At 46.6% G+C, this 24,741-nt stretch carries 28 protein-coding genes and 3 pseudogenes; 16 read left to right on the forward strand and 15 right to left on the reverse strand.

Annotated features, from left to right (window positions below; translation table 11 throughout):
* Positions 1–28: 28 nt before the first annotated feature.
* Together AC1S5B_RS17755 and AC1S5B_RS17760 are read left to right on the forward strand one after the other, a co-directional pair.
* Complete coding sequence (locus tag AC1S5B_RS17755; RefSeq protein WP_482037031.1) at positions 29–658, forward strand: DUF1016 N-terminal domain-containing protein; 630 nt, start codon at positions 29–31, stop codon at positions 656–658.
* Positions 658–1,092, forward strand: coding sequence for a PDDEXK nuclease domain-containing protein (locus AC1S5B_RS17760; protein WP_482037032.1), 435 nt, complete (start codon positions 658–660; stop codon positions 1,090–1,092). The genes AC1S5B_RS17755 and AC1S5B_RS17760 overlap by 1 nt, the downstream gene beginning before the upstream one ends.
* Positions 1,093–1,166: 74 nt before the next feature.
* On the opposite strand, the gene AC1S5B_RS17765 is transcribed toward AC1S5B_RS17760, so the two are convergent.
* Together AC1S5B_RS17765 and AC1S5B_RS17770 are read right to left on the reverse strand one after the other, a co-directional pair.
* The gene (locus tag AC1S5B_RS17765) at positions 1,167–1,529 is read right to left on the reverse strand and encodes a transposase (protein WP_482037033.1); all 363 of its coding nucleotides are present in this window, start codon (positions 1,527–1,529) and stop codon (positions 1,167–1,169) included.
* Positions 1,530–1,574: 45 nt separating this feature from the next.
* A pseudogene (locus AC1S5B_RS17770) lies at positions 1,575–2,340 on the reverse strand (IS1 family transposase).
* A 346-nt stretch (positions 2,341–2,686) separates the two neighbouring features.
* On the opposite strand from AC1S5B_RS17770, the pseudogene AC1S5B_RS17775 reads away from it, so the two are divergent.
* From AC1S5B_RS17775 to AC1S5B_RS17790, 4 genes and pseudogenes are all read left to right on the forward strand, one after another.
* A pseudogene (locus AC1S5B_RS17775) lies at positions 2,687–3,278 on the forward strand (IS1 family transposase).
* Entirely contained in the window at positions 3,230–3,460 is a 231-nt protein-coding gene (locus AC1S5B_RS17780; protein ID WP_482037034.1) for an IS1 family transposase, read from the forward strand. The pseudogene AC1S5B_RS17775 and the gene AC1S5B_RS17780 overlap by 49 nt, the downstream one beginning before the upstream one ends.
* A 360-nt stretch (positions 3,461–3,820) precedes the next feature.
* Positions 3,821–4,222, forward strand: a pseudogene (locus AC1S5B_RS17785) (IS1 family transposase); the annotation flags it as partial.
* 163 nt (positions 4,223–4,385) lie between these two features.
* Positions 4,386–5,687, forward strand: coding sequence for a tetratricopeptide repeat protein (locus AC1S5B_RS17790; protein ID WP_482037035.1), 1,302 nt, complete (start codon positions 4,386–4,388; stop codon positions 5,685–5,687).
* 11 nt (positions 5,688–5,698) lie between these two features.
* Here the strand turns inward: AC1S5B_RS17790 and AC1S5B_RS17795 are convergent, their stop codons facing one another.
* A complete protein-coding gene (locus AC1S5B_RS17795) occupies positions 5,699–6,574 on the reverse strand; it encodes a PhnD/SsuA/transferrin family substrate-binding protein (RefSeq protein WP_482037036.1) in 876 nt (291 codons plus the stop codon).
* Positions 6,511–6,786: a hypothetical protein gene (locus tag AC1S5B_RS17800; protein ID WP_482037037.1), complete on the reverse strand. Its 276-nt coding sequence runs from the start codon at positions 6,784–6,786 to the stop codon at positions 6,511–6,513. The genes AC1S5B_RS17795 and AC1S5B_RS17800 overlap by 64 nt, the downstream gene beginning before the upstream one ends.
* Positions 6,787–6,907: 121 nt before the next feature.
* On the opposite strand from AC1S5B_RS17800, the gene AC1S5B_RS17805 reads away from it, so the two are divergent.
* From AC1S5B_RS17805 to AC1S5B_RS17825, 5 genes are all read left to right on the forward strand, one after another.
* Positions 6,908–7,354, forward strand: a complete 447-nt coding sequence (locus AC1S5B_RS17805) for a protein tyrosine phosphatase family protein (RefSeq protein WP_482037038.1) — start codon at positions 6,908–6,910, stop codon at positions 7,352–7,354.
* A gap of 139 nt (positions 7,355–7,493) precedes the next feature.
* On the forward strand, positions 7,494–8,087 hold the full coding sequence (locus AC1S5B_RS17810; RefSeq protein WP_482037039.1) for a beta-class carbonic anhydrase: 594 nt from the start codon (positions 7,494–7,496) through the stop codon (positions 8,085–8,087).
* 29 nt (positions 8,088–8,116) lie between these two features.
* Positions 8,117–9,466 (forward strand): selenium-binding family protein, encoded by a 1,350-nt coding sequence (locus tag AC1S5B_RS17815; RefSeq protein ID WP_482037040.1) that lies wholly within the window; start codon positions 8,117–8,119, stop codon positions 9,464–9,466.
* A 2-nt stretch (positions 9,467–9,468) separates the two neighbouring features.
* Positions 9,469–9,786, forward strand: a complete 318-nt coding sequence (locus AC1S5B_RS17820; RefSeq protein WP_482037041.1) for a 2Fe-2S iron-sulfur cluster-binding protein — start codon at positions 9,469–9,471, stop codon at positions 9,784–9,786.
* Between the two features lie 72 nt (positions 9,787–9,858).
* Complete coding sequence (locus AC1S5B_RS17825; RefSeq protein ID WP_482037042.1) at positions 9,859–10,722, forward strand: prohibitin family protein; 864 nt, start codon at positions 9,859–9,861, stop codon at positions 10,720–10,722.
* 27 nt (positions 10,723–10,749) lie between these two features.
* On the opposite strand, the gene AC1S5B_RS17830 is transcribed toward AC1S5B_RS17825, so the two are convergent.
* Both AC1S5B_RS17830 and AC1S5B_RS17835 read right to left on the reverse strand, forming a co-directional pair.
* Entirely contained in the window at positions 10,750–11,703 is a 954-nt protein-coding gene (locus AC1S5B_RS17830; RefSeq protein ID WP_482037043.1) for a LysR substrate-binding domain-containing protein, read from the reverse strand.
* 35 nt (positions 11,704–11,738) lie between these two features.
* Positions 11,739–12,407 carry a cadmium resistance transporter gene (locus AC1S5B_RS17835; RefSeq protein ID WP_482037044.1) on the reverse strand — a complete coding sequence of 223 codons (669 nt, stop codon included), beginning with the start codon at positions 12,405–12,407 and terminating at the stop codon, positions 11,739–11,741.
* 561 nt (positions 12,408–12,968) lie between these two features.
* Between AC1S5B_RS17835 and AC1S5B_RS17840 the strand changes: the two genes are divergently transcribed.
* The 4 genes from AC1S5B_RS17840 to AC1S5B_RS17855 all read left to right on the forward strand — a co-directional run bounded on the left by AC1S5B_RS17840 (position 12,969) and on the right by AC1S5B_RS17855 (position 15,702).
* Positions 12,969–13,694: a cadmium resistance transporter gene (locus AC1S5B_RS17840; RefSeq protein WP_482037045.1), complete on the forward strand. Its 726-nt coding sequence runs from the start codon at positions 12,969–12,971 to the stop codon at positions 13,692–13,694.
* Positions 13,695–13,776: 82 nt separating this feature from the next.
* Positions 13,777–14,472: a cadmium resistance transporter gene (locus AC1S5B_RS17845; protein WP_482037046.1), complete on the forward strand. Its 696-nt coding sequence runs from the start codon at positions 13,777–13,779 to the stop codon at positions 14,470–14,472.
* A 13-nt stretch (positions 14,473–14,485) separates the two neighbouring features.
* On the forward strand, positions 14,486–15,103 hold the full coding sequence (locus AC1S5B_RS17850) for a hypothetical protein (RefSeq protein WP_482037047.1): 618 nt from the start codon (positions 14,486–14,488) through the stop codon (positions 15,101–15,103).
* 176 nt (positions 15,104–15,279) lie between these two features.
* Positions 15,280–15,702: a YidH family protein gene (locus AC1S5B_RS17855; RefSeq protein ID WP_482037048.1), complete on the forward strand. Its 423-nt coding sequence runs from the start codon at positions 15,280–15,282 to the stop codon at positions 15,700–15,702.
* On the opposite strand, the gene AC1S5B_RS17860 is transcribed toward AC1S5B_RS17855, so the two are convergent.
* From AC1S5B_RS17860 to AC1S5B_RS17870, 3 genes are read right to left on the reverse strand one after another with little or no spacing between them, the layout of a single operon-like run.
* The gene (locus tag AC1S5B_RS17860) at positions 15,651–16,331 is read right to left on the reverse strand and encodes a phosphatase PAP2 family protein (protein ID WP_482037049.1); all 681 of its coding nucleotides are present in this window, start codon (positions 16,329–16,331) and stop codon (positions 15,651–15,653) included. The genes AC1S5B_RS17855 and AC1S5B_RS17860 overlap by 52 nt on opposite strands.
* On the reverse strand, positions 16,307–17,104 hold the full coding sequence (locus AC1S5B_RS17865) for a sulfite exporter TauE/SafE family protein (RefSeq protein ID WP_482037050.1): 798 nt from the start codon (positions 17,102–17,104) through the stop codon (positions 16,307–16,309). Before AC1S5B_RS17865 ends, AC1S5B_RS17860 begins: the two co-directional genes overlap by 25 nt.
* 13 nt (positions 17,105–17,117) lie before the next feature.
* Positions 17,118–17,618, reverse strand: coding sequence for a DUF7980 family protein (locus tag AC1S5B_RS17870; protein ID WP_482037051.1), 501 nt, complete (start codon positions 17,616–17,618; stop codon positions 17,118–17,120).
* A gap of 197 nt (positions 17,619–17,815) precedes the next feature.
* Here AC1S5B_RS17870 and AC1S5B_RS17875 point away from each other — a divergent pair, with 197 nt between their 5' ends.
* Complete coding sequence (locus AC1S5B_RS17875; RefSeq protein WP_482037052.1) at positions 17,816–18,457, forward strand: MgtC/SapB family protein; 642 nt, start codon at positions 17,816–17,818, stop codon at positions 18,455–18,457.
* A gap of 372 nt (positions 18,458–18,829) precedes the next feature.
* On the opposite strand, the gene pstB is transcribed toward AC1S5B_RS17875, so the two are convergent.
* The 6 genes from pstB to AC1S5B_RS17905 all read right to left on the reverse strand — a co-directional run bounded on the left by pstB (position 18,830) and on the right by AC1S5B_RS17905 (position 24,585).
* Entirely contained in the window at positions 18,830–19,636 is an 807-nt protein-coding gene (gene pstB, locus AC1S5B_RS17880) for a phosphate ABC transporter ATP-binding protein PstB (protein ID WP_482037053.1), read from the reverse strand.
* A 39-nt stretch (positions 19,637–19,675) separates the two neighbouring features.
* A complete protein-coding gene (gene pstA / locus AC1S5B_RS17885) occupies positions 19,676–20,575 on the reverse strand; it encodes a phosphate ABC transporter permease PstA (protein ID WP_482037054.1) in 900 nt (299 codons plus the stop codon).
* Positions 20,576–20,580: 5 nt separating this feature from the next.
* Positions 20,581–21,525: a phosphate ABC transporter permease subunit PstC gene (pstC, locus tag AC1S5B_RS17890; RefSeq protein WP_482037055.1), complete on the reverse strand. Its 945-nt coding sequence runs from the start codon at positions 21,523–21,525 to the stop codon at positions 20,581–20,583.
* An 18-nt stretch (positions 21,526–21,543) separates the two neighbouring features.
* The gene (locus AC1S5B_RS17895) at positions 21,544–22,536 is read right to left on the reverse strand and encodes a phosphate ABC transporter substrate-binding protein PstS family protein (protein ID WP_482037056.1); all 993 of its coding nucleotides are present in this window, start codon (positions 22,534–22,536) and stop codon (positions 21,544–21,546) included.
* A 41-nt stretch (positions 22,537–22,577) separates the two neighbouring features.
* Positions 22,578–23,738 (reverse strand): sulfate ABC transporter substrate-binding protein, encoded by a 1,161-nt coding sequence (locus AC1S5B_RS17900; RefSeq protein WP_482037057.1) that lies wholly within the window; start codon positions 23,736–23,738, stop codon positions 22,578–22,580.
* A gap of 301 nt (positions 23,739–24,039) precedes the next feature.
* The gene (locus AC1S5B_RS17905) at positions 24,040–24,585 is read right to left on the reverse strand and encodes a Crp/Fnr family transcriptional regulator (RefSeq protein ID WP_482037058.1); all 546 of its coding nucleotides are present in this window, start codon (positions 24,583–24,585) and stop codon (positions 24,040–24,042) included.
* Between the last annotated feature and the right edge of the window lie 156 nt (positions 24,586–24,741).

Here is a 24,741-nt window from a genome sequence, read left to right on the forward strand (position 1 = left end):
ATTTATTTTGGACTGTGGAGTTTCCCTCGTGCCCAAACAATCCTCCCTTTTTCCAGACGATTACAACAGCTTCTTGAGCAACTTAAAGAGCCGGATTCGGAGAGCGCAGATTAAGGCAGCCGTTGCTGTTAATGAAGAGATGATCACGCTGTATTGGGAAATTGGTCGAGAAATTCTCAGCCGACAACAGCAGCAGGGATACGGCACGAAAGTTGTTGACCAGCTTGCCAAAGACCTTAAAAAAGAGTTTCCTGGACTGACTGGTTTCTCAGCCCGAAACCTCAAATACATGAGGGCTTTTGCTGAGGCTTATCCAGACAAGACAGTTGTGCAATGCAGCGTTGCACAACTGCCGTGGCGACATAATATTGCCCTACTTGAGAAGCTTAAGTCAGGTGAGGAGCGGCTTTGGTATGCACAAAAGACTTTAGAGAATGGATGGAGCCGAGACATTCTCGTGATGCAGATTGAAACTCGGCTGCTTGAGCGACAAGGAAGTGCCATTACTAATTTTGAGCGAACCCTCCCCAAAACTGATTCTGACCTAGCTATTCAGCTTCTCAAAGACCCCTATAACTTTGATTTTCTATCACTTACTCAAGGAAGCCAAGAGCGAGAGTTAGAAAAAGCACCATCGCACATATTCGAGACTTTCTGATGGAATTAGGTGTTGGATTTGCCTTTCTCGGCAGTCAATATTCACTGGTGGTAGACAACAAGGAGTATTTCATTGACATGCTCTTCTACCATGCAAAATTGCACTGCTATGTTGTGATCGAGTTAAAGGTTGGAGAGTTCCTCCCCTTCTACAGTGGACAACTCAATTTCTACGTATCAGCCGTTGACAACCTCTTACGCTCTCCGGAGGATCGACGCACGATTGGCCTCATTCTTTGCCGATCAAAAAGTGACATCACTGTAGAATATGCCTTACAAGACATTCATAAACCAATAGGAGTGGCAACCTATCAATTGAAAGAAGACCTGCCGGAACCACTCAAAGATAGCCTTCCTTCCATTGAGCAACTGGAGATGGAACTGCAAATAGCCGTAGCACAAGTTGAGGAAAAAGACTCCAAGTCAGATGATTAAATGGCTCCTCTCCTCTTCGCGCTAAGAACGTTGGTGTACCTCGCCTGATGGCAATCAAAGGTTTTCATACCAATTTAAATGGTGTGAATGACAGATAGTGCATTGAGTATGAATGGGTAGCCCTTAAGGGAAGCAATGAGTTGAGGGGTTAACTGAGATAAGAGTTGATCAACCTTGTCCTGTAGTTGATCTATAGTCTTGAACGAAGCCCACTTGAGATCCGCCTTGAGATGTTCCCACACCCTTTCAATGGGGTTTAACTCCGGGCAGTAAGGCGGCTGAAACACCAAAATGATATTCTCTGGCACAACCAACGCTTTGCTGGTGTGAAACCGTCCATTATCCACTTGCAGGAGGTTGAGACTATCGGGATAAGTCTGGGAGAACTCATCGAGGAAGCATTGATAACACGCCGTATCCACATGAGAGAATTGCAAGAAAAAAGATTCTCCGGTAGTGTTCTAGACATGGGGGCACTATGGTCAAACCGCACGTCCAAATTCATAGCAATTGATAAACAATCCAATCACCACATCATGCAGCCACTCGGACTTAGAGAAGCAAATCGTCTTGCGAGCTATAGAGCTTCGCTCCGCCAAGGGCGTACGCTTGATTCGAGTTCGTAAGGTGAAGTGTTTCCGCTCAATTTTTTGGGTGTTCCACTTGCCAACTTGATGCTGATTTTCATCCAGCAACCGAGCATAGGCTCCCCAGCCGTCGGTGTAAAACGTTTGAATGCCAAATGGCTCTAACAATGACTTCAGTTCGAGAAAAGCTGTGTCTTGATGGTTCGACAATACCTATGCCAATACTTGCCCAGTTTCATGATCAATCGCGTGCCACAACCAGCGCTGCTGTTTTTTGGATTGGATAAAACTCCACATCTCGTCTGCTTCAGCTTCTTCAACCTGTTTGACCATGGTCACAGCCGTTGGCTTGAGTTGTTCTAATAGTGCTTGATTCACCTGTTCAAGATGACGATCTTTTTTTTAATGCTTCAATCACCGTAGTGGGGCTAATCTTGAGCACACGCGCCGTATCTCGAATTCCACTGCCGTTCATCGCCATATCGCAAATCTGTTGCTTCACGCTGGGTAAGTAGCCTCGGTAAGAATACTCCAAAACAAAACTGTGACGAGGGCATTCGGAGTTGCGGCATTTATAGCGTTGTTTGCCTTCAGCCGTCTTGCCGTGTTTAACGATGTTCGTGCTGTTGCATGCAGGACAATGTACGGGTTCAAGTACCATCGCAGTTTTTTCGGTTCATCTAACTTATTTGAGTTCTCTGATTCTCCCTAATTCTCATCCCCTTGTCTAGAACACCACCACCTTTTTGAGGGGTTGTGCAAAGAACCCCTAATTGTATTGCCTTAAGCACTCACTCCAAAGCCTGCTTTGCTGAACTTCGCTTGAGACCCACTGGACCTTAGAATCCGACAAACTGCGTCACCTGGAACAGCAGGGAATCGAACAAGCCAGGGTTGACCCTTTCGTTTTATAGTAGGTAGCGAGTGTTGCCATTCCTCTTTCGGTAGTGGACTAGACCTGTGGAAATGAGAGAAACTAAAAAGGTCGTTTGCCTAAAGTTTCTGCCATGGTACTTGAACCCGTTGTTTGTCCAAGTTGTGGAAGTAGTGATGTCGTCAAGCATGGTCAATCGGGTGAAGGCAAGCAACGCTACAAATGTCGCAACTCCCAATGTTCTCGCTCTACTTTTATTCGCGACTATCGGTATCGTGGATACCTACCAGAGGTGAAACGGCAAATTGCAGATATGGCAGTCAACGGGAGTGGGATACGAGATACTGCGCGTGTTCTCAAGATTAGCCGCACGACGGTGATTGAAACATTAAAAAAAAGACCGTCATCTTAAAGCAATCAATGAAGCTCGTTTGGCAGAACTTGAACCAACTCAAACGATAGTGAAACTGTGTCAGTGGGAAGATCTGGAGGCTGAAGCTGACGAAATGTGGAGTTATGTCGGTTCCAAGAGGCAGCAACGATGGCTATGGCATGCCATAGACCATGCTACAGGTGAAGTGCTTGCCTATGTGTTGTCCGACCATAAAGATCATGCCTTCTTGCAGCTTAAAGCCTTGTTAGAACCGTTTGGCATTATGCAGTTCTACACCGATGATTGGGGAGCTTATGTTGGCGTAGCCTGCCGGAGGCATTACGACATCTAGAACCTACTTTTCATACCGTTGGCAAACGTCATACTCAGAGGATTGAACGTAAGCATCTAACCTTACGCACAAGAATTAAACGGTTAGTTCGCAAAACGATTTGCTTTTCCAAGTCAGTGTGGATGCATGATGTAGTCATTGGTTTATTCATCAACCGCTACGAATTTGGTTTAGCTATCTGACTCGATCAACAGGTCTAGTCCACCACCTCCTCTTTCAAGGACTGACATTTGCACAACCTTCAAGCAACTGAACCATTCCGTTGTGGATTACACAACTTATCAACAGATTTAGATCTGGGGTATCGCTGACGCTGATGCAGATTCCGGCAGGTGAATTTAGGGTGGGCGCACCGGAAGTGGAACCGGAAAGCAAAGATCGCGAACGCCCCAGCATCGATTAACACTCCCGTAGTTTTTGTTGGGACGCTATCCAGTCACTCAGACGCAGTGGCGTGTTGTCGCAGGTATGACCAGGTTGATAGAGAACTTGCCCCCGACCCATCACAATTTAAAGGAACCAACCGCCCGGTTGAGGTGGTGGATGTAGAGGCGCAAGCGGATGAGATGGGTCGTTTTGTCCTCTCTAAGCAACAGCAACGTTGGTTATGACATGCCATTGATCATGCAACAGGCGAAGTATTGGCATAGGTATTGTCGAACCATCAAGACACAGCTTTTCTCGAACTGAAGTCATTGTTGGAGCCATTTTGCATTCAAACGTTTTACACCGACGGCTGGGGAGCCTATGCTCGGTTGCTGGATGAAAATCAGCATCAAGTTGGCAAGTGGAACACCCAAAAAATTGAGCGGAAACACTTAACCTTACGAACTCGGATCAAGCGGTTAGCTCGCAAAACCATTTGCTTTTCTAAGTCCATTTGGTTGCACGATGTAGTCATTGGGCTGTTCAGCAATCGCTATGAATTTGGCTTGCTGGTTTAGAGTTAGCCACAGGTCTAGAACATGACCTTCTAAATAATTTCTAGCTAGAGTGATTTAAGAGGGCTAAGCCCTACCGACCAGTTGCATAAACCAAGATCTCATGACATGCTAGTAAAGTACGGCATCACGATAAACTTACAGTATTTTAATAATCAAGTATTTCATGATGTTGAAAGATAATCAAGGATTGCAGGTTTCTACTGACTCACCTGTTGCGATCGCAGCGATCAATCGCTTTATCGATCAAGCATTGGGATATGGTTGTGAGACAGAAACTGTTCTCTTGCAAGGAAACATTGCCGATCGCGAATGCGTTCTCATCCACGCCTATCTTGCAGCTTATTATCTTTCTCAAGAAGCGATGGCATCGCGAAAAAGCGCCATTCCTCATTTGAAAGCGGCTCAGGGGCGATTGGCGGAGATTACTGAACGTGAACGACTCTTTGTTCAGGCAATCGCGGCTTGGGCAAATGGGGCAATTGATCACGCGATCGAACTGCATGAAACCCTAACGGATCGATATCCTCAAGATCTGATCTCCGTTCAACAGGGGCAATACCACTACTTTTATCAAGGAAATTTTGCAAAGTTGCTGCGGATTGCTGAAAAGGTCTTGCCTCATCATCAAGAAAATCACTACTTGTACGGCATGTTGGCATTTGGACTAGAGCAAGTTGGAAACTTTGCCGAAGCAGAAGTCTTGGGTCGTCGTGCGGTTGCGTTGAATCGTCACGATCCTTGGGCGCAACATGCGGTGGCTCACGTGCTAGACACTCAAGGGCGGAGTGAGGAAGGAATTGATTGGATGGAGAGTTTGGCAGATACCTGGAAATCATGCAACTCTATGCTTTACACCCATAACTGGTGGCATGTTGCCCTCTACTATCTCTCTCTGGGCAACTTTGAGAAAGTGCTGGATTTATACGACACGCAGATTTGGGGACATGCTGATAAGGAGGCTTCAAAAGACCAGGTGAATGCGATCGCAATTTTGCTGCGGCTAGAACTACGAGGAATTCAGGTTGGTTCCCGCTGGCACGATTTAACACCCTATCTGCTGCCTCGAATTCATGAACATGCCCTTCCGTTTCAAGATGTACACTACATTTATGCGCTTGAACGTGCCGCATATCAAAGTTATACAACTGAAATGCTGTACAGCATGAAAGCCTATGCTGACACGGTGACTGGATCTCAACGCCAAACCTGGGTAGAGGTTGCTATACCCGCAGCAAAAGGAATTAAAGCCTTTGCCAACGACGATCGCGCCACTGCTACTGCCTTATTACAGCCTATTCTGCCTCGCCTCGCCGAAATTGGCGGTAGCCGCACTCAACGCGCCCTTTTTAAGCAGATCTACCAAGCATCATTACAAAATTCCACGATATTTTCTCAAAAATCTAGTCTAGGATTGTGCGATCAGTCCTTTCAAAAACGCTTTAAAGTAATGGGTGTTGCTAGCTAAGTTCCAATTGTTTAGGAAGTTTTGGAAGCTGCGATCGCGTCGTATATTTCAGATAAAATTCGATAATCTTGTGATTGCACTCGTGAATATTTCTCTACTCCAGCCTGAGTCATTGCTGATTGCAAAATCGAGTCAGGATTCAGTAAATAAGTTTGGATCGCATGAATCATTTCAACCCCAAGATGCTGGGCTACAGCAATTGGCGGCATAGGGGCTGGACCAATCGTGCAAATCACTCGTACCTGTTGAGCGAGTGCGGGGTCAGCCTGTTGCGCTTGCTCTAGCACCGTACTGTCGATCGCGGCACAATCCACGATTTCATTGGCGACCCATTGAATTGATCGCTGATGTGAGCCTGAAGGAATTGCTACTCTGAAAAATCTGCTTAACCCTGGTGGCTGTCCACTGTTGAGCAACTGCCAATGCAATAGATTATAACCACTGTTGGAACCAGGGTCGTTGTAGCACACGCTCTTTTCTGCCAACTCGGCAAAGTGCATCAGATCGCTAGCTGCATTGACAATGACATCAGCAAAATAAATGGGTTGTCCTAAATAGCGCGGAGCCATCATCACTGGAGCCGCGATCGCCTGTAGTTTACCCGGTTCAAGATAGTGATGACGGATGAATGGCAAACCACAAATGAAAGCTAAATCAAGCTGATCATTCAATAACAATGGATCATCTAAGGGATCATAATCGGCTTGGATTAGCTCAATCTCAATCGGCAACATTCGCTGCAAATAAGCGGTGACTGCTGCATAAAAACAGAACCAGTTTGGAGCCAGATAAGAGACTGCTTTGAGCGATTGTAGTTGAGACATCAATGAGTTGGCAGGTTCTGCCGCTGTTTTGAGCGATCTTTTGCCATCCAGCCGATCGCCCATTTGCGAGATGCTGCTTCAATCCATAAATACATCAAACTGAGGATGGTTAATCCCACAATCATAATAATTACGCTGTAGGCTTTGCCATGCCACCAAAACTTTGTAACGATTAGCCCCGGCAAACGAGCTAACTTGAGCAGGCGATCGTGCCCTATTGAAGAACCAGGGCGTTTGATAGTCAGAGAAGTGGGGGGATGGGGCGCGATCGTCATATCAATCTCCTAATTGCAATGGGGTATCACTATAATTCATTTAATCATCTATAAATCAATCGGAATATAGTAGATTATTTGATATAGTATGGCACAGGAACGAAAAGAGGACAAATCCGGTATGTCTGACATCAAAAAGGTGAGTGATCAAATTAGTGTATCTGGGCAACCCACCTCAGAGGATTTGCAGAAGATAGCACAACAGGGATTTCAATCAGTCCTCAATTTAAGGGTGACAAATGAAGCGACAGCGCTTGCCAACGAGCAGCAGGAAGCGGAGTCTGTTGAGTTAGCCTATGTCAACGTGCCTTTGTCTTCCGGCTTACCAGATGAGGCTTTAGTCAATGAAGCGTTACATCAACTTGAGGGATTGCCGAAGCCTGTATTGATTCACTGTGGAGCCGGACTATGGGCTGGAGCGATCGCGCTGATTGCCACTGCTAAGGAACAGGGATGGGCGCTGGAGCAACTCACTGAAAAAGCTCGTGAAATTGGATTAACGCTAGAACAGCCTCATCTACAACAGTTCATCCAGCAAATCGGCGAAAAGTCAGGGCAAATTGTCTAAGTTTCTGTTACGCTTCCCCCCTTTCTGGCAAGCGATCGTCTGTTTATCGAGGCATATGCGACAGATTCGTTGTCAAGCTCATAGATCAATAGATCAATAGTTCAACTAATACTGTTTTTCCCGTACTGAGGTCACCCTGATGAGTCAAGTCTTGCAAGAAGTTCTGTCTGCCAATCAACAGTATGCTGAAACCTTTGGCAAAAAAGGGGATCTGCCACTGCCACCAGGTCGTCGATTTGCCATTTTGACCTGTATGGATGCCCGCCTTGATCCGGCTCAATATGCAGGCTTGAGTGAAGGCGATGCCCATGTGATTCGGAATGCGGGTGGGCGCGCTAGCGATGATGCTATTCGCTCCCTAGTGATTTCCTATAAGCTGTTGGGCACTCGCGAATGGTTTGTGATTCACCACACGGATTGTGGAATGCAGTTGTTTACCGATGAAATTATTCGCCGTTTACTGGGAAATAGTTTGGAAACGGCGATCGCAGATGAAACAGGCTGGCAAGATGTGGGGCAAAGTCCTGGTTCTACTGAAGGCGAATTTATCGATTGGCTGACGTTCAAAGACTTGGCAGAGAGTGTCCATGTTGACGTGCAGCGAATTCGCAACCATCCACTTGTGCCGAGTAGCATTCCGATCTACGGTTTCATTTATGACGTAAAAACTGGACAATTAATTGAAGTTCCAACGACTGTGGCTGGCAAGGTGGAAGAGATCGCAGTCGTGTAAGTCTAGTTAAGTTAATCAAGGTGAAGCTTATGTCACAAGCCTGTTGTGGACCCGGTTATGCATCCCCCGAAGCCGCAATGCAGGGCGATCGAGAAAAGCACCTTTATGCGATCGCGCTTTACACGGGATCAGGGATTGAAGAACCCGATTACCTGGCGACCGTAGACGTTGACCCAGAGTCGCCGACCTATTCTCAGGTGATTCACCGTCTACCCATGCCCTACCTAGGCGATGAACTACATCACTTTGGTTGGAATACCTGTAGTTCTTGTCATGGCGATGCCAATAAATCCCGCCGCTTTTTGGTGATTCCCGGCATCCGCTCCAGCCGGATTTATATCGTAGACACCAGTGATCCAACGGCTGCTAAACTGCACAAAATCATTGAGCCAGATGAGATTAAAGCGAAGACTAATCTAACTGCACCGCACACAGTTCACTGTCTGGCGAATGGTCAAATCATGATCTCAATGCTAGGAGATAGTGAAGGCAATGCGCCTGGTGGCTTTTTATTGTTGGATGACAACTTCAACATTCTAGGGCGATGGGAGCAACAGGCAGATGCGATGAAGTATAACTACGACTTCTGGTATCAGCCGCGCCATAACATCATGGTTAGCAGCGAATGGGGCGCACCCAAAACCTTTTATCCCGGTTTTGATCTAGACGATGTGCCGGCCGGAAAATATGGTCAACATCTACACTTTTGGGATTGGGAGCAGCGCACCATTACCCATAGCGTTGACTTGGGCAGCGACGGCTTGATTCCGTTGGAGTTGCGCTTTCACCACAATCCCGACAGCACTCATGGATTCGTTGGAGCAGCTCTGAGCAGCAATATCTGGCACTGGGAGAAAAACGGCTCCTGGCAGGTCAATAAAGTGATCGATGTTCCGTCAGTAGATTTGGCAGGCTTCCCGATTCCGGTGCCATCGCTGATTACCGATTTACTCCTGTCACTGGACGATCGCTACCTCTACTTCTCCAACTGGCTACACGGCGACCTGCGCCAATACGATATCAGCGACCCCGCTAATCCTAAATTAGTGGGGCAGGTTTGGGTCGGTGGCTTACTAGGCAACACGGGTGAGGTCAACGGACGCAAGCTAAACGGTGGACCTCAAATGCTGCAACTTAGTTTGGATGGCAAACGGCTTTACGTCACCAATTCCCTGTTTAGCACATGGGACGCACAGTTCTATCCTGAACTAGCGAATACCGGGTCTTACCTGCTGCAAATCGATTGCGATACCGAAAAGGGCGGACTGTCTGTTAATCCCAACTTTTACGTGGACTTTGGTGCAGAACCAAAAGGGCCGTCTCGTGCCCACGAAATGCGGTATCCCGGCGGTGATTGCACCTCGGATATTTGGGTCTAACGATGAACACTCATCGGGTTGAGTTGATCAATCGCGATAGCATCATGTTTGAGGTGTCAGAGCAGCAAACGATTCTCGATGCCGCAGAACAAGCAGGGTTGAAGTTGCCTGTAGGATGTCGCTTTGGAGCCTGTATCACTTGTGCTGCCCGATTGATTCATGGCAACGTTAATCAATCTCAAGCCAAATGTCTTAAACCAAAGCAGATCGCAGCAGGGTACGTTCTCCTATGCATCGCCTACCCGCGTGCCGATTGTCAATTTGAAGTGGGGGTTGAGGCTCAAACTGAGCTTTACATCAATCCATTTCAAGGACAATAAACGTGAATTTGCTTCAATGTATTCAGCTATGATCATGCCAAGGCTTTCAGTGGGACTGATATTTACTTGAGTATGAATCTAGAGACTAGTAGTAGCGCTGAACCTCTCAAGACGCTTAAAAAAGCGCCTCAGGACGGTGCTGTCATCCTTAAATTTCTGGGAATATTGCTGGTATTAGCATTGCTATCCACTTTTTTTGTGATTGTAAATGCAGGTGAGCGCGGTGTTTTAATGTGGTTTGGTGAAGTGCAAGCACAAGTTTTAGATGAAGGAATTCATCCTATTATTCCGATTGTTAACACGGTGCAAAAACTGAGTGTGCGGGTGCAAAATCAGCAGAGTAGCGCTGAGGCTTCTTCACGAGACTTACAAGATGTTTATACGGATGTGGCGCTGAACTGGCATATTATCCCCAATGAGGCAAACATTCTATTTCAGCAAATTGGCGATGAACAAGCGGTTGTGAATAGCATCATCAATCCGGCTGTGGAAGAGGTGCTGAAAGCCGTGATGGCACAATATACCGCTGAAGAAATCATTACCCGACGAGATGAGGTGAAAGCGGAAGTTGATCATGCCTTGGTGACGCGGCTTCAGCCTTACCATATTGCAGTGGATGATATTTCCCTGGTGCATGTGCATTTCACCAAGCGATTTAGTGATGCGGTGGAGGCAAAGCAGGTGGCAGAGCAAGAAGCAAAACGAGCCGAGTTTGTGGCACAAAAAGCAGTTAAAGATGCGGAAGCCAGGGTGAATTTGGCGCGAGGAGAGGCGGAAGCCGATCGCCTCTTGCGGGAGAACCTTACCCCGGATCTCTTGCAGCGACAGATGATTGAAAAATGGAATGGCACTCTACCGCTGATCGTGGGTGGAGAGAATCCTAAACTGCTCGATATCAAACAGTTGATGAAAGCCAGTCAAATGAAATCGCCGTAGTCGGAAAACTGACAAAGCCTTCTACTTTCAGGAATTAACCACCATCTTTTCAAAGGCGATCGCGATTTGAGTTTGAAATCGCTGTGGATGTTTGAGCAACAATACTGGCTGTTCAATCGCCAGCGGTTTTCCTGAACTGCTATCAATCACCTGGAGCGATCGCAGTGTTCCCAACTGAATTTCTTTGCTGATCATCAACTCTGGGATGGCAGAAGCACCGCCCCCACTTTCAACGATTGCTTTCACCATTTCGCTACTGCTTAAGATCAGTGGGACGGTCAATTTTGTAGGATTAACACCCCACTTTTGAAGCGCTTGCTCAAATACTTGCTGGGCACCAGAACCAGACTCGCGCACCACCCAATCGGTTTGTCCCAGTTCTTCCACGGCAATGGCCGTACGGCTAAACCAAGGGTGAGATTTGCCCACCACAATTTGCAGGCGATCGCGTCCCACTTCTACCGCGGACAACGCAGCTTTCAACGAGGGTTTAACGTCTCCAGATACAATGCCCACATCAAACAATCCGGTGGCAGTACCTTCACAAATTTCTTCTGCATTGGCTAGGGTACAAATTACTGAGATGCCGGGATGCTGGCGCTTGAACTGACTGATGCGATCAGGTAGCCAATAGTTACCAATGGTCAAGCTGGCTCCCAGTTTCAACTCTCCTTGTTGCAGATTATTCAGTTCTCGCAGCCCGCGTTCTGTTAAAAATACCTGATCCAAAATCTTCTGTGCTTCTACCTGCAACAATTGACCGGCATCAGTAATTTCAGTGCGCCGACCAATTCGATGAAACAACTTGACGCTATACTCCTCCTCTAAACTCTGAATGGCTGCGCTAACCGCAGGTTGAGTGATGTAGAGGGCCTCGGCTGCGCGAGTGAAGTGGAGATGTTCGGCAACAGCGAGGAAAATGCGAAGTTGCTCAAGCGTCATGGGTAAAACATATCGTTTTGATTCATGAACAGTAGCCATGATCAATTTATCTCGCAATTATAAAACTAGCTCTCTTAAAAAGGGAATAGAAGTCGATAAGATTCGCTGCTAATCACGATTCGCAATCCCAACCAAATCAAGACAAAAGGGAATACTTTTCGGGCATAGCGAGCAATGATGAAGGCGATCGCGGGTTGACGAGTCAGGTTATAGGACGCAAAGCACCAGAGTCCAACCGTTGCATAACACACTGCCACAATCACTCCTAAGCTGGGGAGTGTGCTGCTGGCAAACAACGGCACATAGATGCCAATATTGTTGCCGCCATTGGCAACCGTCACCGCAGAAACGCGATAAGTTTGGGGATCGCGCACGGTTGCCCAGAGTGATTTTTGTCGGGGTCGCGATCGCTCAGGATTTGCTTTCAACGTATCCGATACGGTATGAATCACGTCCTTATCATCATGACTTTCTCGGCTGATTAATTGACGGATGCCAATCATGACTGGCAGAAAACCTAATAATCCAATCCAAATCTCTGGAATCACTAATCCTCCGAGAAACCCAACCAGGCTGACTCCCACTAATGCGGTAAATCCCAAGTATTCTCCAATCACCACATGGCGGGGACGAAAGGTTCGATTGACTTTGCCAAAAAACAGGGTCAGATATAAGTTGTCATCAAACGTGGTTGCAATTGCGGCTGCCATACCCGTTGCTAAAGTTCCTTCTAACCAACTCATAATTCCTTCCTCTTCAAGTGCATGAGGACACTCTATTCGCCTCTATTGATAAGAGCAAACACTCTTTCTTGTTGAATTGATAGTTTGAAGTGATGACTCTACAAGCACATTGTAAAAAGAATTTTAGGTAATTCTATATTATGTATTTATCGCTACTAGAATGAGTCCTTATCAACTATATTTAAGGCAATAGAAGCGTGATTGATAGGTAGTTAAAAGGCACACAAACTGATGTGCTTTTAGTTATTTTTAGAGCAAAAATCTATTCATATAAACTAATTTATCAGAAAACTTTGACATCTTTAAAAACCCTCATAAGCTGATGTGCTTTTGTATCTTTCTACGGAGCTAGTTTTTTGGATGACGCTGGGATCGTCGTATTACCAGGAGTTGTGAGAGTACTGATTATCGCTATCATTCAATGCAAAGGCTGGAATTCAGGAATTGATTAAGCGCTCGATAACTTCAGACTATTAATTCAACAACAAAGAGTATTTGATTTTATTGATTGCACCGCTTAAGTTAAGGTCATGAAATTTCAATTCGTCAAAGTGGTCAGATATGAACAATGTACTCACCGCTATTTCCACTGGGATCACTGCCTTTACTGCAACCAATTTAGATGACATCTTAATCTTGTTGTTATTTTTCTCTCAGGTGAATGCGATCTTCCGCAAACGGCATATTGTCATTGGGCAATATTTAGGATTCAGTGCCTTGGTGCTTGCCAGTTTGCCGAGCTTTTTTGGTAGCCTGTTACTACCGCGTCCCTACATTGGCTTACTGGGAATTCTGCCGATCGCCATTGGGTTTAGCCGCCTGTTCGATGCGACTGATGATGCCCAAACGGAAGAAGCAATCAAGCCTTCAGAAAACGCCTGGTTTGCTGGTTTTTTGTCGCCTCAAACTTACAGCGTGGCAGCCGTTACCTTTGCCAATGGGGGCGACAACATCGGTATTTACATGCCGTTGTTTGCAAGCTGCACCGTGGAGCAATTGGGGATTATCATCGGGACGTTTCTGGTGCTGGTGGGCATATGGTGCTATGCGGCAAATCGGTTAATACAGGTGCCCGCGATCGCCGACAGCCTGACCCGTTATGGCAACTATTTGATTCCATTTGTGTTGATCGGGTTAGGCGTTTTGATTTTGATTGATAGTCACACCCTAGAAAATCGTGGATTAGCTGTGTTGACCTTGGTGATCAGCGGCTCCTGGATTCTGTCGCTATTGAGCAATTTATCGGCGCGAGTGGTGCCGCTTGCAACAGAAGGAGAAAAGACCTGACCAGGCTTGAGGGCGATAACTTCTTTCATTAGGCATAGTTCATGATGGATAGAGTGCTATCGCATGATGGGAGTTGAGAATTGTGGACTGGATTTTGCAGGCGATTCGTGAAACGATTCCCGTAGGAATCGTGGCTGGAGCTACAGCCTTTATCGCAACCAATATTGATGACATTGTGATCTTAATGGTGTTCTTCTCTCAGGTCAGCCCTCAGTTTCGCCCTTGGCACATTGTTCTAGGTCAATACTTAGGTTTCTGCGTGCTGATTGCCGCTAGCTTGCCTGGTTTTTTAGGGGGACAAATGATCCCTGAACAGTGGATCGGTTTGTTAGGGATTTTTCCAATTGCGATCGGGATTCATCAGTTGCTCAACCGTGAAGAAAATGATGATTTAGAGGTTCAAACTGTTTCTTCAGAAGTGAGTGTTTCATTTCTTCATAAGTTGCCAATTATTGGCTCATTAATTCAATTGTTTCCGGCTCAGATGTATCACGTTTCACTAGTCACGATCGCCAATGGCGGTGATAATATTAGTATCTATCTTCCACTGTTTGCCAGTCTTGATTTATCTGGTTTATTAGTGGTGCTTGCAGTATTCTTTCTGTTGATTGGAGTTTGGTGCTTGGTTGCTTACATGCTCAGTAAGCATCCCAAGATTGCTCATGTTTTAACCAATCATGGAGAGGCAATTGTCCCTTTCGTGTTGATAGTCTTAGGACTCTATATTTTGATTGACAGTAGAAGCTATCAGCTTTTACCCATTCCAGTTTTGAAATAATCTATTGGAGACCATGATGAAGGTGTTAAAAGTTTTATCAGTACTGTTAGCGTTGGTGTTGAGTTTGGCGATCGCGCAACCTGCGATCGCCGATCCTCTTTCCAAAAAAAGCCCCGACTATCCAGTGATTACTCAAGCTTTGACCGATTTGCTCACACTCCAAAAAGATCCTGACCAAACTCAGTACAAGGCAGATGAACTTCAGCAAAAAATTTCTGACTTTAGACTGCAAAAATACATTCTAGAAAGCGCTGAAGATTGGGGAACTTGCCGCAACGAAACGGGTAAAACCCTAGCGATTTATGCCAGCAAGCCTAAGCAAACTATAAACACGCTTTACTATTTGGCGGCAGGTCAAGAGTTAGATGATGAGTATAAATGCACCGGAATTTATTTGCCGAGTGATGCAAAAATTGCCGGGTTTAATTTGCCTGTCGGTGAAGCAGTTGCCCTGAAAGTATTCGATGGCGCTCAACTGGTGGCAACGGCAGATCCAGACACGGGGGAGATTGCTTTAAACACGCCTTTAGCACTAACCACTCTCGTCAAAACGGGTGAACCAGGCTGGTCAATTCCGGCACTGACCCAAGCGGATATTGATGCCCAAACACCTAACGCTCCGACTGATTAAACCCCAGTTGAGGTAGGGGCAGGTTTAGCTAAAAGATTAGTTCACAATGAAGAGATTTTCCTACGAAACCTGCCCCTACAAAGATCATCTGATAAAAAAATTTGCGCTCTAGAATTGGATTCCAATCGAAAAATTTCACAGCCCCATTCACGACGGTGTTATTCAAATCTGTAACTGTGAAACCTTTAGAAATTACTGAAATACCAACCGAAAAACCACCCAGACGTAATCCGAATCGGATTCGGGATCATTTGGCGAATGAACGCACCTATCTGTCATGGATGCGGAGCGCGATCGCTCTGATGGGGTTTGGCGTGTTGATTGTCCGCCTGCGAATTTTGCGCCCCCCTTTGGCACCTCAACCTCCAGGCAACGGCTGGAAACTGGGTCTGGCGTTTTCCATCGCAGGACTGCTAACAGTGCTGCTGTCTACCTGGCAATATTTTGCTGTGCGGGATGACATTGAAGAAGATACCTATGAGCCGCCCGATCGCTGGGTGATTTTGTCGAGCTTGATGATCATCCTATTAGCGATTGGCGTGATTTATTATGTCTTTTCAATTCCGCTGGAATCGATGGAAGCACTCCTAATTGAATAGAGTTTATCGATCAGCCAATGGGTGATGAATGCCCACGCGATCGCCAACATCCAGCCAGCCAGAATATCGCTGGGGTAATGAACCCCTAGATATAAGCGCGACCAACTCACGCCCAACACGAAGCCGCTGCCAAGCATCAAAATCCACCAGCACCAGCGGGTTTCCCAGCTTAAAATCACTAGAATCACCACAAGCGTTGCGCTAGACATCGCATGACCACTGGGAAAGGCAAAACCAGCCGTTACAGAATAGTTGGTTTCCCACAAATGCGGACGCGATCGATGCATGAGCAATTTGAAGACATGATTAAGCAGACCGCTGCCAGAGGAGGTGATCAGTAAATAGGCGAGCGCTTTCCATTGTTGGGTGATCAACAATGCTATTCCAATCACGATGATGGCTGGAACGACTCCCCAGTAAACTCCAAGTTCAGTTAAGACCGCTGCAAATCTATCTAGCTGAGATTGAACAGTTCCATGAATTGCCAGTAAAACCGGCTCGTCCCAGGCAATTCCACCAGGTGCAGATCTGATTGCGATCGCCAACAGGGTAAAAATGATTAGAGGAACCGCAATCCCCAAGATCGCGGTCAACGATAATCGACTTAAGCGGAATAAGCGAGTTTCCAACTGACTGAAATTAAGATTACATAAATCATAAACCGCAATATCTTTTGTGGGGCAACTTGGCAAAGCTTTGCACCTAAAAGCACCCCTGGCACCGATCCAATCCAGATGGGAATCACCAAGCTCCAATCAACGGTTCCCAGGCTCAAATGGGCTAAGGCAGTGAAACTCAACAAGATCGCTGCCTGCACCAGATCGGTGCCCACGAGTTTCCGGGCATCCAGTTGAAAAAGAGCCACTAACACCAAGGCAAACAGTGAGCCAGAAGACACGCTGGTCATACCGACGATGCAGCCGAGAACCGCCCCGATCGCGATCGCCCAACCGCGACCTACACCGGTTTCTAAGTTGATTTTGGGCAGAGAGGGCAGCGTTAGAGTGGGCGAGATCGTCAACAACACTAAATGCACCAGTGCCATTAGGGTGACGAGCAAAATTGAGATGCCCAACAGTTTCAACAGCACGAAGTCTAAATTCACATCCTGAGACTGCCTCAAAAGATGCAGCAATCCCACCCCTAAAAAGGAACCAGGCACACTGCCAAACGCTAACCATTTGACTGCGGCTAAGTCCACGGTTTGCTGTCGCCAATGCTTAATACCACCAACCACTTTCATTAAAGTGGCAGCCATGACATCGGAACTGATTGCCACAGCCGGGGGCACATTAAACCCGAAAATCAACAGCGGTGTAATCAGCGAAGCGCCGCCAATGCCAGTTAAGCCCACCAAAATGCCAATGCCAAAGCTAAATGCAGGCAGCAGTAAGTAATCCATGATGTTTGCTGGCTTACCGCCCGATTGTGAAAACAGGCAGCAAAGCGCTCAAATTAAGCGTGCCTTCTGGTGAAAACAAGCCTGATAGATTCAAGATGTGAAACTTCACCAGAGCCACAATGAGGATTGTATAAGCGGTTGATGAAATGACTCCCGTAAGTAGTTCTCGTTTCAAGTTGTGAGTTTTAGACTGTCCTTGCCAGACATTAACGACACCAAATTGCATAAACAAGATGCCAACAATATTGGAAAGCCAGTATCCCGCGATCGCGCCTGGTATCAGCCAATCTGCAACTACTAAACTGCACAAATAACCAAATCCATAGGCGATCGGCAGATTAATGATCAAATCGTTCCACCAGCACAAGGGGGAGAGCAAATAGCCAATTATCACAAGCAATCCACCGCGCAATCGCCTAACCGTAAAGCGTTGGGCGACTTCAGAGATCTGAGGAGACCCCTGTAAATCCACAACCGACTCCTCTACTTCTCCAATATTTTCCAAGTTAGTCATAAAATACGGTTTCTTGATATATTTACCGTATTTTATCAGTTGGGGATCACAGTCTGTACAAAAAACCGATGGATTTATGCCTTTTGATACAAATACAGCAAATTAGGTTCAGGTGAATGTTGCGAATTGTGGCGCGAAGCCTTGCTGCTAGGTCTATAAAGACGTGCTAGCAGCTTCACATCGCGATTCTAAAATGCTTGACTTTACCTATTCTTAATCTAAACTTAATCTATCGAGATTTGCGGCAATTAATTTTAGGCTGTGAATTTTCCGATAGTCCTACAGCAGGAGCCAATCTGATGGAAAGAATGTTTTTGGATTCTAATGACTGGATGCACATTGCTTTTCGTCTCAGTTTAGCTATGATTGTTGGCTGCTTGATTGGATATAATCGCCAGCGTGGAGGCAGACCCGCTGGAATGCGAACTTTTATGCTGGTGAGTATGGGGTCTGCTCTATTTGTGATGATTCCGCTTCAGGCTGAAGGAGATAGCTCGTTTGCGGCAACCAACGCCCTCAGCCGCACGATTCAAGGAGTCACGACAGGAGTAGGGTTTTTGGGAGCCGGATTAATTTTGCAGCAAGGAGGCAAAAAATCTGAGCCTCCTACAGTCCGGGGATTGACGACGGCTGCGACAATTTGGATTTCAGCGGCTCTGGGCGCAGCGATCGGGTGTGGGCTTTGGCAGATGGGCATCTTGGGAGCATTACTCACGTTGGGCACCTTGAGTGGCATGAAGCGAGTCCAGAAGTCGCCACTGTTTCGTAAAAATCAGTCTGTGTTGGAAGGCGTTCAACTGCAAGACTCTGTAGCCGATGAATTCGATTTAGAGGACTGATATGAATCTACATGGATAGCAAGTAGATTAAAAAATTCTTGTTTAACGGAGTTTAAGGCTTTGAGGAAAAAAGGGCTTAAGTCTCGCTTCCAAATTGCCTCTGTTTTTAACCAACGTCAGAGAACCAAATTTCTGATGCTCAATCCGCAGCACTCTTCCTTGGGCGATCGCTCTAGGAGCTTTGCCGACTGCCGCATTGGGTTATAGCAAGTCAAGCACCGAAAATATCAGACTTAAACTCAAGCCGACAGTAAACAAGCAAGGAAATGCCCTGGCAACCATTTTTTGCCAGGGCAGACTGATCTGGTTATGGAAGGAAAAGGCAGAAAACCTGAGTGAAGCGACTAAACCTATTTTTTAACGAATGCGTATTTAACCAAAACGCCCACTCACGTAAGCTTGGGTTTCTTGCGATTGGGAAGCTTGGAAAATTTGTTCAGTTGGTCCAAACTCCACTAACTTGCCCCGTCGTTTGCCCTGTTCGTCTGTTTCGGTATTAAAAAAGGCTGTCCAGTCAGCAATTCTGGTTGCCTGCTGCATATTGTGGGTCACCGTAATAATGGTGTAGCGCTCCTTCAGATCTAGGCAGAGGGCTTCAACTTGTCGAGTAGAAATAGGGTCAAGCGCAGAGCAAGGCTCATCCATCAGCAACACATCAGGCTTCATGGCGATCGCCCGCGCAATGCAAAGTCGTTGTTGTTGTCCTCCAGACAAAGCGGTTCCTTTCTCTTGTAATTTGTCCTTAACCTCATCCCAGATCGCAGCCTGTTTCAGGGACGATTCCACTAATTCATCCAGATTGCCCTGATAGCCATTGGTTCTGGGAGCGTAGGCAATATTTTCATAGATTGATTTAGGAAACGGGTTCGGTCGTTGAAAAACCATGCCGACTTGTCGGCGCAATTTGACCGAATTCACCTGGGAATCATAGATATTTTGGTTGCGATAAATCAGTTTTCCCTCAACTTTTGCGCCCGGAATCAAATCATTCATCCGATTAAAGCACCGCAGTAACGTACTTTTGCCGCAGCCGGAAGGTCCAATAAAAGCCACAATTTTCTGTCTGGGGATTTTGATATAAACATCGACTAGGGCTAAAAAGTCGTTGTAAAGCACCCTGACCCCTTCGACATCAAACACACTATCATCGGTGCTGAGGTGACTACTTGCGTTCGTCATCGGTTGAATCTCCTTCAGTGAATCTCAATAAAAAGCAAATTAAACTGGATTGGAAAAGCGCTGGCGCAGATAGATGGCGATCGCATTTAGGACTGAAATCAACAGAATCAGCACAATAATCGCGGCAGCGGCAGCACTAGCAAACCCTGGCTCAGGACGAGAGATATAGCTAAAAATTTGAATCGGCAACGCCATAAAGCGTTGAAATAGACCAGGGTTAAAGGTGAGAAAGCTAACCGCTCCCACCACCACCAAACTGGCAGCATCCCCAATCGCCCGCGACACAGAAATAATCACTCCGGTCAGAATCCCTGGAATGGCATAGGGCAACACATGGTGTCGAATGGTTTGCCACTTGGTACTGCCTAATCCATAGGAAGCCTGCCGCAGGGAATCGGGAACCGCCCGAATTGCCTCCCTCGCGGTGACAATAATCACAGGCAAAGAAAGCAGAGCCAGGGTCAAGGCTCCCGAAATTAAGGTCGCCCCAAAATTGAGTAAATAATTAAAAACGCCTAAACCGAGTAACCCATAGACAATCGAAGGAATCCCTGCCAGGTTGCCAATGTTAATCTCAATCAGTGCCGTCCACCAAGTTTTGGGGGCATACTCCTCCAGGTATAAAGCCGCCCCTACCCCAATCGGCACTGCCACCAGAATCACAATCAGTCCCAGATAAAGACTGCCCATAATCGCAGGGCGGATACCGCCTCGGTCGGGAAAACGGGAAGGCGTTTCGGTGAGAAATCCTGGGGTTAACAAGCGACCCAGCCCATCATGGAGAATATTCAACATCAGCAAAGCCAGGACAAACAGACCGACGAGTAACCCAATCAAGAAGAGATACTCAAAGACTTTGCCGATCGCCTCTCGCCGTTCTAGGCGGTCATTAAATTCAAAATAATTGACGGAATTATCCGTTGGAGCAGATCTAACCATGGTATTTAATCGTATTTTTCCTTAAAGCGATTAGAGATCAAATAGCTGGCAATATTCAGCGTTAAGGTAATCACGAAGAGAACCGCTCCTACTGCATACAAGGACTTGAAATTGAAACTGCCCCTGGGCGCATCTCCCCCCGAAACCTGTGCCATAAAAGCAGTCATCGTCGCGATCGATTCCAGTGGATTGAGGGTCAGCCGTGGTTGAGCGCCAGCCGCAATCAGAACGGTCATCGTCTCTCCGACGGCGCGGGAAACGCCTAAGATAATCGAAGCCATAATCCCAGATAGGGCTGCGGGCAGAACCACCTTAAAGATGGTTTCTAACTTGGTAATTCCTAAGGCAAAGGAACCTTCCCGCAGAGAACGGGGCACCGCTTTAATCGCATCTAAGCTGATCGAACCCACCGTCGGCGTGATCATAATTCCCATCATTAATCCAGCGCTGAGGGCGTTAAAAACTTCGATCGAGAAAACGTTCCGTAGCACCGGCGTGATAAACAGTAAGGCGAAGTAGCCATACACCACGGTCGGAATTCCCGCTAAGACTTCCACGCCTGGGCGCAGAATTGAGGCTACTTTTGGGGTGGCATATTCAGCCAAGTAAATGGCGGAAGACAACCCCAACGGCACTGCAACCGCCATCGCGATCGCCGAGGTTAACAACGTTCCGTTAATCAGGGGCCAGATGCCAAACCGGGGAGTGGCAAACAGAGGTGTCCATTGGGTATCCAAAAAGAACTGTGCTAGGGTCACCTCTTGGAAAAAAGAAAGGGTTTCTGTGAAAATAATGGCGACAATGCCAAAGGTCGTGACCACAGACACAAAAGCACAGGCAAACAAGATCGCCCCAATAATCTTTTCAGGAACATCATCCGATGCCTGCTTGAGCAGGGAATCATCCCCAACAAAAAGAGCATCATCCAAGGAACTAGGACTTAGAGTCATGATCTGAAGGGTTCCTCCTTAAAGAAAGTTCGTAATCGGTTCACCGGGCTTCGCATCCTTGAAGGTCGATCCGGTTTTGCGCTGCTCAAATCGTTGCAGAGTCTTGACATAGGCAATGTCAGGTAACGGCACATAGCCCACGCCATCGACATATTTCCAGGAATTTTCCAGATAAAACTGCACGAATCGTCCTACAGAAGGCTTGGTATCCAGGGCTTTTTTACTGACGTAGATAAACAGCGGACGAGTGAGGGGGCTATAGATATTGCGCTTGACATTCTCTAGGGGAACCGGTTTAACACATCCTGTCCCTTCTAAATTTTCTAGCCCCACCCCATTCACCTTGTCTTGGCTTTGGATAAAAAAGGCAATCCCCGCAAAGGCAAAGCCAAACTTATTACCAATCACCCCTTGAATTAGGGTGTTTTGGTTATAGCTGGGGGTAAAGTCACTGCGAATATTGCCTCTTTTCTTGGTAATGGACTGGGTAAAATAATCCGTCGTACCCGAATCTACTGGAGGCGCAAACAACAAAAGCCTCTCGTCCGGAAAGGAGGAGTTGACTTGTTTCCAACTGGTGATTTTGCCTTCCGCGCCAGCCTCCCAGACTTTTTTAAGCTCTTTCAGGGTGAGGCATTTGGCAAACTTATTTTCCCGGTTGGCGACGAGCGCCAAACCATCAAGAGCCATGGGTAGTTCAATATATTCAATGCCACTCTTTTTACAAGCTTTGGTTTCTGACTCTCGGATCACGCGGGAGGCACCTGCGATATCAATCGCGCCATTGCAAAGCCGCGCAAAACCCCCGCCAGTGCCACTACCCGCCACACCTAACTTGGCGTTGGGATTCACTTTTTGGTATTCTTCAGCGACGGCAAGAGATAGGGAAAAGCCCACAGCCCCGCCATCCACACTGACTTGCTGTTCCTCATTGCCAGAGGTGCCGCAACTGATCAGGAGATGAGCCAGAATCAGGAGGGGAATAAAGTTGAAAAAACGGGACAGTTTCATAGACTTGAGGTGAATTGAGAAAAATGTAGATAATGAAGAGCTTAGGCAGGAGGGTTCGCTCTGATTTGGTCAAAAATAGCCCCTTTGTCAAAAAACTCCTTTTTGATCAATTGCCAACCGCCTAAATCTTGAGCATTGAACAGGGTTTTAATGGGCGGAAATTTTGACTCTGTGGTGGTAGCAACAAAGGGATTAACCGAACGGTAGCCGAATTTAGTAAATTCTTCTTGAGCCTCTTGCGAGTAAAGAAAATCCATAAAGGCTTCGACAACTTTTCGGTTTCGGTGCTTATCCACGTTTTTACTCACCACCGCTACGGGATTGTCGATCGAAATATTCAGGGGTGGAATAAAAAAGTCAGTATCGGGTCGATCCGCCCCCGCCAAAATCAACTCATTTTCGTAAGTAACCAGGACATCGCCCTGCTTCTCTTTGAAGAATAAGTCACTGGCTGCCCGTGCATCTTTAACGAGAGTCGGGATGTTTTTGTAGACTTTGCTGACAAACTCCTTAGCTGCTTCTGGTTCACCTCCAGCTTGGGTTATCGATCCCCATAGCCCTAAAAACTGCCAGACGGCAATACCGGAGGTTTGTGGATCGGCTGAAACAACCTTTACATCCTCTCTCGCTAAATCTGCCCAATCTTTAATCTTTTTGGGATTGCCTGCACGGGTAACGATGGTCGCGACCGACTGGCTCAACACGCCCCGTCTGGGAAATCGGTCTTGCCAATCTCGATTAACCAACCCGGCTTCTGCCAATCTAAGCACATCCAAGGGTAGGGCAAGATGAACCACATCGGCTTCTTGTTTGCCCGCAAGGACTTCGTCGGTTTGTGCCAGCGACCCGCCATAAGTGCGTTCAATCACGACATCTTCGTTATATTCTTTTTTCCATTTTTCAATAAACTTGGGAATAATTGCGTCATGAGCCGCTTTCGTTACTGAAAAAGAGACGAGTTTAATCTTGACATCGCCTTGGTTCGCTGCACTGACTCCTGAGCAAGCCGCCAAGGATGTCGTTAAGATTGCCCCCAGCAAAAATAAACTAATAAATAGTTGCCCCGATCGCCCCAAAGACTCATTCAGCGATCGCAGCCACTGAGAAGAAGAGGCGATCGCACGTTTAATGGATTGAATGATTGAATTTGATAATTTCGGCAAAAACTGCTGTTGATTCACGAAGCTCTTCTCAATAGTCACGGTACTTCTAGCGAAATTGCGTAAATTGATTTATGGATCATCACAAACGATTGAGCATGGATTGCAAAGCACAGTCAAGCTCAGCATTTGGGCTTAAAACCGTAAAACCAAACAAGCAATCCAGTAAAGGGGATGGTCAACAAAATAACTGAATCCAAATCACCTTAGTATTTAATACGGTAAATCGATCTGGATTAAGTAGATTAGTTGCTAGAACAGAAAATTATCATGCTCAATCATTAAATGCAAGTAAATGAAGCATTAGGTATTGTTGAAGAGAATGTCTCTCCGCCAACCTGACTCAGATTTCGTAGTGCCAAAAATCTACTTCGCTCAGCACAATCCGGCGCTTAGAAACACGTAAGATCAACCCTTGCTGTTCAAACTGGCTCAGGATTCGGGTGACGGTGACTCGTGTACTACCGACCATTTCGGCAATGTCTTGATGAGTCATATGCAAGTCTAATACTTGTCCAGCATCACTCTGTTGCCCAAACTTTTTTGCGATCCACGACAGCAATTCCGCAATCATGGTTTCGGCGCGTCTGTGGCTCCGTATTACCAGCAATTCTTGAGTTTGTTGAATGTGGGTAAAGAGCGCTTGGGGATTTTGCTCCCAGTAATCTTGAGGAAGACCACTGACAATAACATTGCTTAAACATTCAATTTGATGAGCATTAATATGCGGCATTGCCCCAACGATGTCTCCTATCCCCCATAGCCCCAACCCGATCGCGGTTCCATCTTCTAGCCAAGTGAGTGTTCGGACGACTCCCGACTCAATTTTCCAAATGCAGGTTTGGATGTTTGGCAAAAAAGTCCGTCTGGCAAATTTTCGTTGGGTCATTTGGAGGCAGCAAGCTACGAAGCGGCTATTCTAAAAATGTACTTTAACTTGATAGACTTATCGTAACTCTTTGTCAAAATGCAAATCACCTGCTTTCTTAGAGAATCGATTCCTTTCAACATCCGCACTTTGAGTCATGCTTGGATTGAGCTAAAT

The sequence above is a fragment of the Leptolyngbya sp. CALU 1928 genome, from assembly GCF_056784215.1.